11 protein-coding genes are annotated in these 15,490 nt (G+C 68.4%); 2 read left to right on the forward strand and 9 right to left on the reverse strand.

Translation table 11 applies throughout. The annotated features are described in order from the left end of the window. Window positions 1–5: 5 nt before the first annotated feature. Together KT882_RS26340 and KT882_RS26345 are read left to right on the forward strand one after the other, a co-directional pair. Window positions 6–3,134, forward strand: coding sequence for an efflux RND transporter permease subunit (locus KT882_RS26340; protein WP_228893700.1), 3,129 nt, complete (start codon window positions 6–8; stop codon window positions 3,132–3,134). Between the two features lie 10 nt (window positions 3,135–3,144). Further along, the gene (locus KT882_RS26345) at window positions 3,145–3,609 is read left to right on the forward strand and encodes an AraC family transcriptional regulator (protein ID WP_228893701.1); all 465 of its coding nucleotides are present in this window, start codon (window positions 3,145–3,147) and stop codon (window positions 3,607–3,609) included. Window positions 3,610–3,678: 69 nt separating this feature from the next. Here the strand turns inward: KT882_RS26345 and KT882_RS26350 are convergent, their stop codons facing one another. The 9 genes from KT882_RS26350 to KT882_RS26390 all read right to left on the reverse strand — a co-directional run bounded on the left by KT882_RS26350 (window position 3,679) and on the right by KT882_RS26390 (window position 15,479). After that, window positions 3,679–5,070 carry an efflux transporter outer membrane subunit gene (locus tag KT882_RS26350; protein ID WP_228893702.1) on the reverse strand — a complete coding sequence of 464 codons (1,392 nt, stop codon included), beginning with the start codon at window positions 5,068–5,070 and terminating at the stop codon, window positions 3,679–3,681. Next, a complete protein-coding gene (locus tag KT882_RS26355) occupies window positions 5,067–6,317 on the reverse strand; it encodes an HlyD family secretion protein (protein ID WP_228893703.1) in 1,251 nt (416 codons plus the stop codon). Before KT882_RS26355 ends, KT882_RS26350 begins: the two co-directional genes overlap by 4 nt. Further along, complete coding sequence (locus tag KT882_RS26360; protein WP_228893704.1) at window positions 6,314–7,990, reverse strand: MFS transporter; 1,677 nt, start codon at window positions 7,988–7,990, stop codon at window positions 6,314–6,316. The genes KT882_RS26355 and KT882_RS26360 overlap by 4 nt, the downstream gene beginning before the upstream one ends. Window positions 7,991–8,078: 88 nt before the next feature. Beyond that, on the reverse strand, window positions 8,079–10,382 hold the full coding sequence (locus KT882_RS26365; protein WP_228893705.1) for a catalase: 2,304 nt from the start codon (window positions 10,380–10,382) through the stop codon (window positions 8,079–8,081). 112 nt (window positions 10,383–10,494) lie between these two features. Then, on the reverse strand, window positions 10,495–11,517 hold the full coding sequence (locus KT882_RS26370; protein ID WP_228893706.1) for a hypothetical protein: 1,023 nt from the start codon (window positions 11,515–11,517) through the stop codon (window positions 10,495–10,497). A 108-nt stretch (window positions 11,518–11,625) separates the two neighbouring features. Further along, the gene (locus KT882_RS26375) at window positions 11,626–12,036 is read right to left on the reverse strand and encodes a hypothetical protein (RefSeq protein ID WP_228893707.1); all 411 of its coding nucleotides are present in this window, start codon (window positions 12,034–12,036) and stop codon (window positions 11,626–11,628) included. Between the two features lie 118 nt (window positions 12,037–12,154). Then, window positions 12,155–13,120, reverse strand: coding sequence for an alpha/beta fold hydrolase (locus tag KT882_RS26380; protein ID WP_161074627.1), 966 nt, complete (start codon window positions 13,118–13,120; stop codon window positions 12,155–12,157). A 116-nt stretch (window positions 13,121–13,236) separates the two neighbouring features. Continuing rightward, window positions 13,237–14,838 carry a methyl-accepting chemotaxis protein gene (locus KT882_RS26385; protein ID WP_228893708.1) on the reverse strand — a complete coding sequence of 534 codons (1,602 nt, stop codon included), beginning with the start codon at window positions 14,836–14,838 and terminating at the stop codon, window positions 13,237–13,239. A gap of 62 nt (window positions 14,839–14,900) precedes the next feature. After that, window positions 14,901–15,479 carry a TetR/AcrR family transcriptional regulator gene (locus KT882_RS26390; protein ID WP_161074625.1) on the reverse strand — a complete coding sequence of 193 codons (579 nt, stop codon included), beginning with the start codon at window positions 15,477–15,479 and terminating at the stop codon, window positions 14,901–14,903. Between the last annotated feature and the right edge of the window lie 11 nt (window positions 15,480–15,490).

Raw genomic sequence — 15,490 nt, forward strand, 5'->3', positions numbered from 1 at the left:
CGGCAGTGAATTTCTCATCCCTATCAATCAAGAATCCCATCCCGGCGATCATGCTGTTCGCCCTGCTGACCCTCGCCGGTCTGCTGGCTTACCGCGCCAACCCGGTGCAGGATTTCCCCGACATCCAGCTGCCCATCGTCACCGTCAGCGCCTCGCTGCCCGGCGCCGCGCCGGCCCAGCTGGAAACCGAAGTGGCGCGCAAGATCGAAGACTCGGTCGCCACGCTGCAAGGCATCAAGAACATCTACACCAAGGTCCTGGACGGCAACGCCACCGTGACCGTGGAGTTCATCCTCGAGAAGAACATCTCGGACGCCGTCAATGAAGTGCGCGACGCGGTGGCGCAAGTGCGCGCCGACATGCCGGGCGAACTGCGCGACCCCGTGGTCAGCAAAGTGACCACCGCCGGCCGCGCCGTGCTCACCTTCACCGCCGCCTCCAAGGCCGGCGCCGGCCGCGCGCTGGACGACCAGGAACTGAGCTGGTTCGTGGACAACGACGTGTCCAAGAAGCTGCTCAGCGTATCGGGCGTGGGCGCGGTCAAGCGCATGGGCGGCGTGTCGCGCGAGATCCGGGTGGAGCTGGACGACGCCCGCATGGCCGCCCTCAAGGTGTCCGCGCTGGACGTGTCGCGCCAGCTGCGCCAGGTGCAGAAGGAAGCGCCGGGCGGACGCGGCGACGTGAGCGGCGCCGAGCAGTCGGTGCGCACCATAGGCACCGTGCAGACCGCAGCCGCGCTGGCCGACATGGACATCCCGCTGCCGGACGGCCGTCATATCCGCCTGGGCCAGGTGGCCATCGTCAGCGACACCGTGGCCGAGCCGCGCGCCGTGGCCGAGCAGGACGGCAAGCGCGTGGTGGCCTTCGAAGTGCTGCGCACCAAGGGCGCCAGCGAAACCCAGGTCGCCTCCGACGTGCAGAAGGCCGTGGCCGAACTGCGCAGCGCCTACCCCAATATCGAACTAAAACAGTCGATCGACAACGCCTTCCCGGTCGAGGAAAACTTCGTCGGCTCGATGGAGCTGCTGTACGAAGGCGCGCTGCTGGCCGTGCTGGTGGTGTGGTGGTTCCTGCGCGACTGGCGCGCCACGCTGGTGGCCGCCGCCGCGCTGCCGCTGTCCGTGCTGCCGGCCTTCCTCGGCATGTACTGGTTCGGCTACACCCTCAACACCGTGACCCTGCTGTCGCTGGCCCTGGTGGTGGGCGTGCTGGTGGACGACGCCATCGTGGAAATCGAAAACATCTCGCGCCACCTGCGCATGGGTAAAACCCCGATGGAAGCGGCCATGGAAGCGGCCGACGAAATCGGCATGGCAGTGATCGCCACCACCTTCGCGCTGGTGGCCGTGTTCCTGCCCACCGCCTTCATGGGCGGCGTGCCCGGCCTGTTCTTCAAGCAGTTCGGCTGGACCGCCGTGCTGGCCGTGCTGGCCTCGCTGGTGGTGGCGCGCCTGCTCACGCCGATGATGGCCGCCTACCTGATGAAGCCCGTGCCGCACAAGGACGAGGAAGACGGCTGGCTGATGACGCGCTACATCACGCTCATGCGCTGGTGCCTGCGCCACCGCCACATCACCGCCATCGCCTCCGGCGCCTTCTTCATCGGCTCCATCATGCTGGTGCCGCTGCTGCCGACCGGCTTCGTGCCGCCGGCCGACCGCGCCCAGACCAACGTCAACATCGAACTGCCGCCCGGCTCCACGCTGGCCGAAACGCGCGCCGTCGCCGAGCAGACCCGTTTGGCCGTGATGCAGGTGAAAGGCATCACCGGCGTGTTCAGCTCCATCGGCGGCGGCTCCAGCGGCGACGCCTTCGCCCCCGGCGCAGCGGCCGAAGCGCGCCGCGCCGTGCTGACGCTGACCACCGTGCACCGCACCGACCGCAAGGAATCGCTGCCGGACCTGGAAACCCAGATCCGCGCCAAGCTGGACAACATCCCCGGCGCGCGCTTCAACGTCGGCCCGCCGGACACCGGCGTCAAGATGCAGCTGGTGCTGCGCAGCGAAGACCCGATCGCGCTGACCGAAGCGGCGCAGAAGGTGGAACGAGAACTGCGCACCATGAAAGGCATCGGCAACGTCAGCTCCAGCGCCTCGCTGGTGCGGCCCGAGATCATCGTGCGGCCCGACTTCGCGCGCGCCGCCGACCAGGGCGTGACCGCCAACGCCATCGGCGAAACGGTGCGCGTGGCCACGGCCGGCGACTACGACTTCGATCTGACCAAGATGAACCTGCCCGAGCGCCAGGTGCCGATCCGCGTCAAGCTGCCGGACGCCGTGCGCGCCGACCTGGACGCCATCGGCCGCCTGACGGTGCCCGGCAAGAACGGCCCTGTGCTGCTCTCCACGGTGGCCGACATCAGCATGGAATCGGGTCCGGCGCAGATCGACCGCCTGAACCGCAGCCGCAACGTCACGCTGGACGTCGAACTGGGCAGCCGCACCCTGGGCGAACTGAACGAAGAAGCGCGCGCGCTGCCGTCGATGAAGAATTTGCCGCCGTCGGTGAAGATCGCAGAGCTGGGAGACGCGCAGGAGATGGCCGCGCTGTTCGCCAGCTTCGGCCTGGCCATGCTGATCGGCGTGATCTGCATCTACTGTGTGCTGGTGCTGCTGTTCAAGGACTTCATGCAGCCGGTGACCATCCTGGCCGCGCTGCCGCTGTCGATAGGCGGCGCCTTCGTGGCGCTGCTCATCACGCGCAACGCGCTGTCCATGCCGTCCATGATAGGCCTGATCATGCTGATGGGGATCGTGACCAAGAACTCCATCCTGCTGGTGGACTACGCCATCCTGGCGCGCCAGGACGGCATGAACCGCTTCGACGCGCTGGTGGACGCCTGCCACAAGCGCAGCCGGCCCATCCTGATGACCACCATCGCCATGGGCGCGGGCATGATGCCGCTGGCCCTGGGCTGGGGCGCCGACCCGAGCTTCCGCTCGCCGATGGCGATTGCCGTGATCGGCGGCCTGATCACGTCCACGCTACTGAGCCTGCTTGTAGTGCCGGCCGTCTTCACCTACATTGACGATCTGGAAGGGCTGCTCAAGCGCCTGCGCGACAAGCTGCGCCGCCACAAGCACGCGCCGGCGCCGGCACCGCTGCCCGCCAGCCCAAGTGAAATCGCCAAATAAGGAGACGCACATGGACATCAAAGTGATGGACCTGCCGCCGCGCAAAGTAGCCTACTTGCGTTACACGGGTCCCTTCGGCCCCGCCATCGGCAGCTTCTGGCGCGACGTCTTCAATCCCTGGCGCGCCGCGCACGGACTGATGGCGCGCACCACCTACGGCGTGGCGCAGGACGACCCAAGCACCACGCCGCCGGAGCGCTGCCGCTACGACGCCTGCGTGGAAGTCGACGAAGGCTACGCCGCCGAGGCGCCGGCCGCCACGGCCGTGCTGCCCGGAGGCCGCTACGCGGTCGCCGCTTACCGGGGCGACGCCAGCGGCATCGGCGCCGCCTGGGGCGCCTTCTACAGCCAGGCGCTGCCCGCCAGCGGCTACGAAACCATCCCCGGCCCCTGCTTCGAGCGCTACCCCGCCGACTACAGCGAAGACACCGCCACCGGCGTCTTCCAATGCGAGCTCTGCATCCCCATCAAGTAAACACAAAAAAGGGGTCATAGATACGCGTAGGGCGGGTTAGCAGCGCAGCTGCGTAACCCGCCAGCGCCGCTAGCGACTCCAGCCCCCGCCGAGGGCGCGGTAGAGGTCGACCGAGGCGATCAGCATGCGCGTCTTGAGTTGCAGGCGCAGCACGTCGGCGCTGTAGAGCGTGCGCTGCGCGTCCAGTTCTTCGAGGTAGGAGGCGTAGCCGTTGCGGTAGCGGTTGCGCGCGATACGCAGCGTTTCGGCAGCCGTGGCGCGCCGGGCGTCGTTCTGCACGGCCTGCTCGCGCAGGCGCTGGATGGCGCCCAGGCCGTTGTCGGTTTCGGCAAAGGCGGCGCGCACGGCGTTCTCGTAGGCGTAGGCCGCCTGGTCGCGTGCCGAAGCGGCGGAGTCGGTCTGCGCCTGTACGCGGCCGCCTTCAAACAACGGTCCGGCGACGGCCGCCGTCAGGCGCCATAAATGCGTGGGGTCTTTGAGGAAGTCGCTGAATACGGTCGACTGCAGGCCGCCCGCCGCCGTCAGCCGGAACGAGGGCAGCAACTGGTCGCGCGTGGCGGACAGCGTGGCGCTCGCGGCCAGCAGGTTTTGCTCGGCGCGGGCGATGTCGGGACGACGGCGCAGCAGGTCCGATGGCAGTCCTCCGGGCACCGGCGGCGGCGCCAGTCCGGACAGCGGCACGCCGCGCGTCACCGGCCCGGGATTGCCGCCGCTCAGCACCGACAACGCGTTTTCCTGCTCGAAGATCTGGCGCTGCAGTTGCGGCACCTGCTCGGCCGCCGCCTGGTATTCGGCCTGCGCCTGCAGCCATTCGAGCCGCGAACTGTAGCCCACTTCGAACTGCTTGCGCGCCAGCTCGCGCGATTCTTCGCGCAGCTTGAGCGTGGCCAGCGCCAGTTCGAGCTGCGCATCCAGGCCGCGCAGGTTCAGGTAGCCGGAGGCGGCGCTGGCGGCGATCGACAAGGCCGCCGCATCGGCGCTGGCCTGCTCGGCGGCGTAGGCGGCGCGCGCGGCGTCGGTCAGGTTGGCGAGGCGGCCCCACACGTCGATTTCATAGCTGGCCTGGAGTTCGGCCTGGAACAGATTGGTTTCGTAAGGGACGCCGTTGTAGGCCAGCGCGCGGGTGCGCGTCGGGCTGGCGCTGCCGACGACGCTGGGAAGCTGGCTGGCGCGCGCCGCCGCCACGCGGGCGCGGTAGTCGGCCACGCGGGCGCGGGCGATGCGCAGGTCGCCGTTGTGCTCCAGCGTGCGGGCCACCAGGGCGCTCAGCGCGGGGTCGCCGAAGGCCTGCCACCATTGCTGCTCCACCGGGCGCGCATCGCTGCCGGGGCCGACGCGGGTGCGCCATTCGGCCGGCGTCTGCAAGGTCGATTGCGGCGCCGGCCCAACCTTGGCGGCGCAGCCGGCGATGAGCACGGCCGCCAGCAAGGCCGCAGCCGGTGCGGGCCTCGCGCGCTTCACGGCCGCGCTCCACCAGTGGGCGCTGTGGCCGATGCGGCCGGGGCAGCGGCAGCCGACGCGGCCGCGGCCGCGCGCGGCTTGCCCGGTTTCGGCGCCTCATCGTCACGCACCGAGGACGTGTCTATGCTGACGATCACCGACATGCCGGGCCGCAGCCGGTGGGCCTCGCCCTGCCCGCTGTCTATCCGTATCCGCACCGGTATGCGCTGGGCAATCTTGACGTAGTTGCCGGTGGCATTGTCCGCCGGGAGCACGCTGAATTCGGAGCCTGTGGCGGGCGAGATGCGTTCCACCTGCCCCGTCATCACTGCGCCATTGAGCGCGTCCACCTTGAACGTGGCGCTCTGGCCTATGCGCACGTCGTTCATCTGCGTTTCCTTCAGATTGGCGATGATCCACATCTGCCTGGGCACCAGCCCCATCAGCTGCGCGCCGCTGTTGACGTAGGCGCCCTGGCGCACCGTCACCTGCCCCAGCTGCCCGTCCGACGGCGCGGTGATGCGCGTGTTGTCCAGGTCCACCTTGGCCGCTTTCAGCGCGGCTTCGGCGTTGGCCACGGCGGCCTGCAGCGACAGCTTGTTCACCACCACCGTCTGCGCGGCCTGTTTCGAAATCTCCAGGCTGGCGCGCGCCTGCGCCACGGCGGCGGCGGTCTGGGCCTTGCCCGCCTTCTGCTGGTCCTGTTCGCGCACGGACAGCGAGCCGTCCGCCACCAGCGCCTCCACCCGCTTCAGGTCCGCCACCGAGCGCACGGCCTGCGCTTCGGCGTTGGCCAGCGCGGCCTGGTTCAGCAGGATGCTCGCTTCGGCGCTGCGGTGCGACTGCTCCCAGTTGGCCAGCGCGGCCTTCTGCGCCGCCAGCTGAGCCTGCGCCTGCTCATAGCGCTGCTGGTAGATGCGGTCGTCGATCTGCACCAGCAGGTCGCCCTCCATCACATGCTGGAAGTCCTGCACCTTCACGGCCACCACGTAGCCGGACAGCTGCGTGCCGATTACCGTCACCTGCCCGCGCACCAGCGCATTCTCGGTGCTGACGATGGGCGTGCTGAACGGCGGCAGCCGCCACGCGTACAGCACCACCAGCACACCGGCCAGCGCCACCAGCAGGAAGCCGGCGGCGGACAGCCACTGCTGCCGCCTGTCCGGCTGTGGAGGAGGTGCAGGCGTCGCGGGAGGCGCCGCCGGCGCGGCTGGCACGGGAGCGGGCGTAGGGGTAGCGCTCGATTCTGGCGGCGTAGTTGTGCTCATTTCGATCCGGAGTTATTGAGGGAGACATTGGCCATGGCCGTCTGCGCATTTTGCGCCAGCGGCGCCGGCCTGCACGCGGTACAGATATTCCATAAGTGATGCAGCAGCATCCACAAAATGGTGGCCACCGCCACCGCCGCAATCAGCAGGAACACGTCGTTGTAGGCGAGGATGTTGGCCTCGCGCGTGGCGGCCGCGCCCAGCTGCGCCACGCCGAGCGCGTTGCGCGTGCCGGCATCGGCCAGCGAACCGGCCAGCGCCGCGCCGCCCGACTGCACGCGCGCCGCCACCTGCGGGTCCAGCAGCGTGAGGTTTTCCACCAGCTGGCTGGAATGGAATTTCTCGCGCATCACCTGCACCGTGCCGACGATGGCAGAACCGAGCAGGCCTCCGATGTTCTGCGACATGGTGAACATGAGCGAAAAACTGATCAGATTGCGCGGCGCCGCGATCACCGCGCCAAAGCCGGACACAAAGGTCGGCCCGAGGAAGAAGGTACCGCCAAAGGCCAGCAGGAACTGGCTCACATACATCTGCTCCGGCCGCGTGAGGTTGGTGGCGCGGCTGTCCATGAAGGCGCCCACCGCCATCATCGCCAGCGCGATCATCAGCGAGGGCTGGATGCGCGCGGGCGTGATCGTCAGCGCGCTGACGGCGATGCCGCCCACGCTGCCCACCAGGGTGATGAGCCACAGGGTCTGCATCTGGTCGTTGTTCAGGCCCAGCGCCTGCAGGAAGCCCACCGTGCCCGCCGCTTCGGACTGCACGATGCGTATCAGCAGCACCGACGCGGCCAGCCGCAGCATCATGCCGGTGCTGAGCCAGCGCGTGTTGAGCAGCGGCGCGGAGCGGTTGTGCTCCACCAGCAGCGCCGCCGCGATCAGCACGATGGCGCCGGCCAGGCAGTAGCCCAGCCAGGGCGATTCAAACCACCACACGGTGCGCCCCAGCGCCAGCACGGCGCACAGCAGCGCCACGCCGGGCGCGAACAGGCCGAAGGTGAGGAAGTCCAGTTTCTCGAAGGCCTTCACGCGGTCGCCCGGCGGCAGCTTGAGCAGCAGCACGCAGCCCATCGCCAGCAAGGCCATGCCCAGTTCGAAGAAATACAGGCCGCGCCACTCGCCTATCTCCAGCAGCTCGGACGAGAACAGGCGCGCCATCGGCAGCGCCAGCTGCGGGAAGCCGACGCCGAGCACCACCGCCTTGAGCCGGTGCTGCGCCGGGAAGGCCTGCAGCACGTAGTACAGCCCCAGCACCGTCAGCGCCGCGCCGCTCATGCCGTGCGCGGCGCGCACCGCGATGGCGGAGGCCAGGCCGTGCACGAACAGGTGCGCCAGCGTGGCCACCGCATACAGGCCGAGGAACAGCTCAGTGAACAGCTGCAGGCCGTACTGCTGGCGGAACTTCACCAGCAGCAGGTTCATGGACACATTGGCCATCACATAGGCGGCCGGCAGCCACTGGATCTCGGCCGCGTACACGCCCAGCGAGCCTTGCGCATACGGCAGGTTGACGGTGACCAGGGCGTTCCCCAGGCCGCCCGTCATGGCGACGATGAAACCGACGATCAGGTAGGCGAGACGGCGCCGGTCCGAATGGAGCGGCGTGGAGGGAGAACCCGGCAGCAGCGGGCGCTCATGCGGTAGCCATGTTTGCGGTGCGTAAACGTCCATGCATCATCGCCGTAGTGGTGAGCCCTAAGCATGAGCATAGCACTACGGCGATGTCCGTTGACGGATTTTAGCGCACCGCCCACACCCCTCATACCAAAGGAGGATCCGTCTCGCGCTGGAACGCCCGGTGGCCGGCCAGCGCCGTCTTGAACGCGGCCAGCGCGTCGGCCAGGTCGGACGGATCGGTGCCGATCAGCGATGGGTCGGGCGAGCCGTCCGGCAGCAGCGGCGGAATGCCGGCCTTGCCCAGCAGCGCGGTGCCTGCGCCCACCGCCAGCAGCGGCTTGCAGTGGCGGTACTGCTGGCGCACGAAGTCCAGCGCCAGCGCATCGCGCGAGAGCTGCTCGGCGGCGTCGGCGCCGTCCGGCACGGCCACCGCGTCGAACAGCACCGGCGGCGCATTCTCCAGCGTCTTCTCGACCGCCAGCATGGCGCCGCCCGCCGTGCGCACCGGGTTCAGCGTGCCAGCCAACAGGTGCGGCACGGCGCCGTCGGCCAGCAGCGCGGCGCGGATGGCCTCCACGCCGTCGCCATCCACGCCGGGCGCGATCAGGATGGCGACCTGGCGCGTCTTGACGCCCTGCTCGCCCGGCCGCGCCAGCAGCGACAAGGCGGGCGACGGCGGATAGGCCGGCAGCGGCAGCGCGGTGGCCAGCGGCTGCGGCGGCGGCACAGGCATACCCAGGCCGGACGCCACGCCGTGCGCCAGCGTGGCGTCCACATTGGCCAGCATGGACAGCATGCGCTCGCGGATGGCGGGCACTTGCACCTTGCTCAGCTCAAAGCGGAAGCCGCCCACGATATGGGCCTGCTCGGCGGGGCTCTGGCTGATCCAGAACAGGCGCGCCTGCGAGTAGTGGTCCGCAAACAGCTCGGGCTTGCCGCGCACCTTGTCCTCGGTCACCGCCTGCTCGCGCAGGCTGGTGAAGCCCGCCGCACCGGCCTGGAAAGGACAGCCGCCGCCCAGCGAGTTCGGCTCATACGACACCCTGCCGCGATTGACGGTCTGGCGGTGCATGCCGTCGCGCTGGTTGTTGTGCACCGGGCATACCGGCGCGTTGATCGGCAGCTCGTGGAAGTTGGGACCGCCCAGGCGGCTGATCTGCGTGTCCACATAGGAGTGGATGCGCCCTTGCAGCAGCGGGTCGTTGCTGAAGTCGATGCCGGGCACCACATGCGCGGTGCAGAAGGCCACCTGCTCGGTCTCGGCGAAGAAATTGTCCGGATTGCGGTTCAGCGTCATGCGGCCGACAAGCTGCACCGGCACCAGTTCTTCCGGCACCAGCTTGGTGGCGTCCAGCACGTCGAAGGGGAAGGCCTCGGCCTCGGCCTCGGTGAACACCTGCAGCCCCAGCTCCCACTGCGGATAAGCGCCCGCCTCGATGGCTTCCCACAGGTCGCGCCGGTGGAAGTCCGGGTCGGCGCCCATGATCTTGTTGGACTCCTCCCACACCAGCGAATGCGTGCCGGCCACGGGCTGCCAGTGGAATTTGCAGAACACGCTCGCGCCGTCCGCGTTCACCAGGCGGTAGGTGTGCACGCCGAAGCCCTGCATCATGCGGTAGCTGCGCGGGATGGCGCGGTCGGACATGGTCCACATCAGCATGTGCATCGATTCCGGCATCAGCGAGGTGAAGTCCCAGAAGGTGTCGTGCGCGCTGGCCGCCTGCGGCATGCCGTGGTGCGGCTCGGGTTTCACCGAGTGCACCAGGTCCGGGAACTTCATCGCGTCCTGGATGAAGAACACGGGGATGTTGTTGCCCACCAGGTCCCAGTTGCCTTCGTCGGTATAGAACTTGACGGCGAAGCCGCGCACGTCGCGCGCTGTGTCGGACGAGCCGCGCTCGCCGGCCACGGTGGAAAAGCGCACGAACACCGGCGTGCGCTTGCCCGCCTGCGCGAACGGCGCGGCGCGCGTGATGCCGCCCAGGTCCTGGTAGGCCTCGAAGTAGCCGTGCGCCGCCGAACCGCGCGCGTGCACGATGCGCTCGGGGATGCGCTCATGGTCGAAGTGGGTGATCTTCTCGCGCAGGATGAAGTCTTCCATCAGCGTGGGGCCGCGCAGATGGGCTTTGAGCGAGTTCTGGTTGTCGCCCACCGGCACGCCCTGGTTGGTGGTCAGGCGCTGGCCGCCCGCGTCGCTGCGCACGCGGTCCAGGTTGCCGTCGTTGGGATTGACGCCCAGCGGCGGCGCGCCGCCGCCCACTTTGGCGGAGCTTTGCGTTTCGGACGCGGTGCCGGCGGTGGCCGCCGGCGCGCCCGCCGCCACATGCACGCCTTCGGGCGGCGTGCGCGCGGCTTCGCCGTGTTCGGCGGGCTTGTTGCTGTTGTAGGCGATGCCTGCGGCCAGATCGGCAGCGCTGGCTGGCTGGCCTTTTTTGCTGGTGGTCATAGGTCCTCTTATTTAACGGAACAGGGCGAGCAGGATGATGATGGGCAGCGGTATGCCGAGCATCCAAAGCAGAATCGAGCGCATGGCAGTCTCCTTGTAGTTGGCTTGCGGGTCAGCGGCGCGGCGCCGCAGCGAATGCAGGGGCGGCGGAGCCGGCGTCGCGCAGCTTGCCGCCGAAGGTGGCGGCCAGGCTGGCGATGAAGGCGCCCAGCAGCAGGGCCACGAACATCCATAGCGCGGACTGCGCGCCGGCCTTGCGGGCCTGCTCGGCGGCGTTTTTGGCGGCGGCTTCAGCGTCGGCGCGGGCTTTCACCATGCGGGCATGGACGTCGTCCACGCGGCGCTCGGCTTCGGCCTGCTCCACGCCGGTGCGCTTGGCGACCAGGCGCGCCAGGTACTGGCGGTCGTCCACGGCCATGGATGGGCCGTTGCCTGGCTGCTGCACCAGGATGCGGCCGACCTCGGCGCGCAGGGCGCCGTTATCGGTTTCCGCCAGCGGCGCGTCGGTGCGCAGCAGCATGTCGGTGTAGTAGGCGGCCGGATTCGTGGCCGGCTGTGCAGACGCACTCGCGGACGAGTTCGCGCCCTGCCCCGCACCCGGCAGCGCAGGCAGCGCACCGCCTTTGGCCAAGCCCGCGCTGGCGCCGGCAGCGGCGGTCGCGCCGATGGCGGTGGCCGCGCCTGCACCGGCGTCAATGGCGCCGCTCAAGACGGTGCGCACGGCGCCGGCCATCAGCGCGGCGGTGAGCAAGGTGGCCAGGCCCCAGGCCAGCAGGCCGTGCGCGGTGTCGCGGAAGTAGACTTCGTCGCCGTGGACGTTGGCCCACTTCACGCGCAGCCGGCCGGCCAGGTAGCCGCCCACGCCCGCCGAAGCGAGTTCCATGAAGGCAGCCCAGATGATGGCGGACTTGCCGACCGGCGCGTCGTTATAGGACCAGGGCGAAACGGCGGACAGGCCCAGTCCCACGCCCAGTATCAGCAGAATGAATGAAAGTGCGGCCGCGGCCAGCGCGCCTGCGGCGATGGCGCTCCAGGAGACGCCGGAGGCGGTGGTTTCCGCAGCGGGAATGACGGCGATGCCGCTCGCCTGCGGCGCGCCGCCAGCGGGACCGTTGACGGGTATGGAGGTTTGCATAGTGTTCTCCTCGGGAGATGAAACAGAACGCGGCACAGCGGGCCGCCCGGCGGAACGCGGATGGCGCGCTACGCCGGAGGCCAGGCCGGTACGGCGGGAGCTATGGCCTTATTTGCGGCCCAGCAGCTTGGACAGGCCGTAGCCCGCCGCCACGGCGATCAGCACCGACGTGGCGGGGCTGGTACGCACATAGTTGCGGCCGGACTCGGCGAAGCGGGTGTAGGCATCGCCGAGCTGCTTGGCGGTGGTGGCGGCCTGCTCGCTGACCTGGGTGGCGGTGTCGGCGACGCGGTCAACTGCGGTATGGGCTGCGCCGGCCAGGCGGTCGGCGGCGGGCGGCACTTTTTCCGCCATCTTGTCTACCGTGGCGTGCACGGTGCTGGCCAGGCGGTCGGTGGTGGGCTGGACTTTTTCAGCGGTGCGGTCGATGGCGCCGTGGAGGTCGGCGCGGGAATCGCGGCCGAATTGGGTGATGGTGTCGCGCGTGGTGCTGCCTTGCTTGTCGGTGGTGTTTTCCATGATGATTCCTCGATGTTGTTGATGGGCCTCATTGCCTGAGTAACAATAGACCCATCAGGTGCCGCACACCGTGCGGCACCTAACAAACATCGGGGAAAGCTGCTTACATGGCCAGGGATTACTGGATGAAGCCCAGCAGCGCAGGGATGGTCTGCTCAGGCGCCTCTTCCATGATCCAGTGGCCCGAGCCCTTGATGATGCGGCCGTCCACCTTGTCGGCCACCAGCTTGCCCTGGTTGATCAGGAACTCGCCGCCCGACTTTTCACCGGCCAGCACCAGCATCGGCATTTTCAGCTTGGTCTTGCCCAGTTCCGCAAACTGCTCGGCGTCCTGCGGGAAGGTCTTGAAGTACTGGAAACCGGCGCGCACGCCGCCCGGCTGGGCATAGGCTGCGGCGTACAGCTTGCGGTCCGCTTCCTTGATGGACTTGGTCTTGTCGGCGGCGAAGTCGTTCCAGAAGTGCTCGAAGTAGGTGCGCTCGCGGCCGGCCACCAGTTTCTCCGGCGTCTCGCCGAAGAAGTGGAAGTGCCACAGGTCGCGCAGCAGGAACATATTGGTCCAGTTGCCGATGCCGGGCAGGAAGGCGTCCATCAGCGCCACTTTGTTCACGTCGGCCGGATACTGCGCGGCGTAGGCGTAAGCGACCATCAGGCCGATGTCGTGGCCCACCACGGTGGCCGGCTCCTTGCTGATGGTGCCCACCAGCTCATGGATATCCTTGGCCATATTGGTTTTCAGGTAGCCGTCCGCCGCTTTCTCGGAGCCGCCCACGCCGCGCATGTCGGGCACGATGACGGTGTGGGTCTTGGCCAGTTCGCCCATGATGGGTTTCCACATATGGCCGGTCTGGGTGTAGCCGTGCAGCAGCACCACCGGCGTGCCTTTGCCGCCCACCAGGTAGTGGATCTTGGTGCCGTTCACGGCGGCGATCTTGCTGGTGAAGCCGGCCGGCGCTGCTGCGGCGGCGGGAGCGGGGGCGGCGGCGAACGCGCTGCCGACGGCTGCGGCCAGGCTAAGGGCGGCGGCGCCGCGCAGAACGGTACGGCGAATGTGTTTCGATACGTTGCTGGCTACGATACTCATGTCATGCTCCTGTTTAGGTTGTTGGGCGCAGCCGCTTGGCTGCACTGCCATGGACACACTATATAATTCAAAAAGCCCACCATCAATCCAACGAATACTAAGACATCATTCACAAATTATGAATTGACAGCCAAGCGCCGCCGCATTGCAGGATGCACCGCTACGCGCCCTTCCGCCTCCCCCAATTTGAATACGCTGACCGCCTGCGCTAGGGCCCCCGCCTGCTGCACCATGCTGGCGGCCGCTGCCGCCGCCTGCTCCACCAGTGCCGCATTCTGCTGCGTCATGCCGTCCATTTCCGTGACGGCGATATTGACCTGTCCTATGCCGTCGCTTTGCGCCTGGCTGGCCTGGGTGATGTCCTGCATGATGTCGGCCACGCCGCGCACGCTGCGCACGATCTCCTGCATGGTGGCGCCGGCCTGGTCCACCAGCCTGCCGCCCAGCTCCACCTGCTCCACCGAGCCCGCGATGAGCGCCTTGATCTCGCGCGCGGCCGTGGCGCTGCGCTGGGCCAGGTTGCGCACCTCGCTCGCCACCACGGCAAAGCCGCGCCCCTGCTCGCCCGCGCGCGCCGCCTCCACCGCCGCGTTCAGCGCCAGGATATTGGTCTGGAAGGCGATGCCGTCGATGACGCCGATAATGTCGGCTATCTTGCGCGAGCTGTCGCGGATGCCGTCCATGGTCTGCACCACGCGGCCCACCACGGCGCCGCCCTGCTCGGCCACGCCGCTGGCCGAGACCACCAGCGCATTGGCCTGCTGCGCATGGCTGGCGTTGCGGCGCACGGTGCCGGTCAGCTCCTCCATCGAACTGGCGGTCTGCTCCAGCGCGCTGGCCTGGCTTTCGGTGCGGCTGGACAGGTCCGCATTGCCCGCCGCGATCTGCTGCGAGGCGGTGGCCATCTGGTCGGTGGCCGAGCGCACGCCCGCAACCAGGCCGGACAGCTTGCCGTTCATGTCGCGCAGGGCGTCCAGCAGCTGACCGGTCTCGTCGCCCGAGCCGGCGCCGATGTCCGCCGTCAGATCGCCCGCCGCCACGCGCCGCGCCACCTGCACCGCCTGCGCCAGCGGCCGCGTAATGGAATTGGTCAGCAGCCAGGCGCACACGGCCACGAACAGCACCATCAGCACGGCCAGCACCACCAGCAGCAAGCGGCTGGTGCGGTACACCTGCTGGATCTCGGCCGCCATGCGGTTGATGGTTTCGCGCTGCTCGTTCTGCAGCTCCTTGATCTTCTCGCCGTACACGCGCGCCAGCGGAATGAAGCGCTGGTCCACCAGCTGCGCCACCTCCTCCGCCTTGCCCTCCTTCTTCAGGGCGATGGCCTGGTCGCGCACGCCCACGTAGTCCTTGCGCACCGCCGCCAGCTCCTGCCACAGCGCCAGCTCGCGCGGCGATTTCATCTGCGGCTCGATGCGCTTTTGCAGCTCCACCGATTCGCGCGTGGACTCGGCCACCTCGGCCGCAAAGAACTGCGCCATGGCCGCGTCGCTGGCCTTGGCGATGGCCAGGTTGCGGCGGATGCCGGCGTAGATGATGCGGTACCAGTCGCTCACCATGCGTTCGGTGGCCAGCGGCTCGTCCAGCAGGGTGGCGCTGGCCTGGGCCACCGCCTGCAGGCGCTGCACGCCCACCCCCACCGCTATCAACGCGCACAGCAACAGCACGGCAAAGCCCAGCAGCAGGCGTTTACCGATGTTCAGGTTGTTCAGCATAGCTCCTCCAGCTTATATCCAGACCAAGCAGTCCGGAATTGATAAAAAAATATGCCCTGGCTTTAATGGAGCGCAGCCAGCGCCAGATCGGCAACCTGCGCCAACGCGGCGCGGTCGGACTTCAAGCGCGCCATGGCGCGCATGCCTTGCACGCTGACGATGAGAAAACGCGCCAGCGCCTGCGGATCCGCCTCGGCGCGCAACTCGCCGCGCTGCTGCGCCTGCCGCAGGGCGGCGCAGAAAACCGATTCTACTTCATCGTTATTTTCTTGCAGAAAACTCGCCACCGCCTCGTCGTCCAGGTTGCGCTGCAGGTTGGCGCTCAGCAGCAGGCAGCCGCGTTCGTGCTGCTCGCGCGTCTCGGCGGCCAGGCCGTGCAGCAGCGCGGCGAAGCCCTCGCGCACCGTGGGCGCGGTCGCCAGCATGCGCTGCATGGACGTGATGGTGTTGCGGCGGTACTGCTGCATGGCCAGCATGAACAGCGAACGCTTGTCGCCGAAGGTGTCGTACAGGCTTTGCTTGGCGATGCCCATGGCGGCCAGCAGCACCTCCAGCGAGGCGTTGTCGTAGCCCAGCGTCCAGAAGACCTCCAGCGCCGCGTCCAGCGCCTTCTGCGGTTCAAATGCCTTGGTGCGGGCCATGCCTGGCTTTC

The organism is Pseudoduganella aquatica, assembly GCF_020865585.1.
GTDB lineage: Bacteria > Pseudomonadota > Gammaproteobacteria > Burkholderiales > Burkholderiaceae_D > Rugamonas > Rugamonas aquatica_A.

Bases quoted from the DNA above. Each gene is read 5' to 3' on its own strand.
- KT882_RS26345 (WP_228893701.1), top strand. From the start codon at position 3,145: ATGGACATCAAAGTGATGGACCTGCCGCCGCGCAAAGTAGCCTACTTG.
- KT882_RS26355 (WP_228893703.1), bottom strand. From the start codon at position 6,317: ATGAGCACAACTACGCCGCCAGAATCGAGCGCTACCCCTACGCCCGCT.
- KT882_RS26360 (WP_228893704.1), bottom strand. From the start codon at position 7,990: ATGGACGTTTACGCACCGCAAACATGGCTACCGCATGAGCGCCCGCTG.
- KT882_RS26365 (WP_228893705.1), bottom strand. From the start codon at position 10,382: ATGACCACCAGCAAAAAAGGCCAGCCAGCCAGCGCTGCCGATCTGGCC.
- KT882_RS26370 (WP_228893706.1), bottom strand. From the start codon at position 11,517: ATGCAAACCTCCATACCCGTCAACGGTCCCGCTGGCGGCGCGCCGCAG.
- KT882_RS26375 (WP_228893707.1), bottom strand. From the start codon at position 12,036: ATGGAAAACACCACCGACAAGCAAGGCAGCACCACGCGCGACACCATC.
- KT882_RS26380 (WP_161074627.1), bottom strand. From the start codon at position 13,120: ATGAGTATCGTAGCCAGCAACGTATCGAAACACATTCGCCGTACCGTT.
- KT882_RS26385 (WP_228893708.1), bottom strand. From the start codon at position 14,838: ATGCTGAACAACCTGAACATCGGTAAACGCCTGCTGCTGGGCTTTGCC.
- KT882_RS26390 (WP_161074625.1), bottom strand. From the start codon at position 15,479: ATGGCCCGCACCAAGGCATTTGAACCGCAGAAGGCGCTGGACGCGGCG.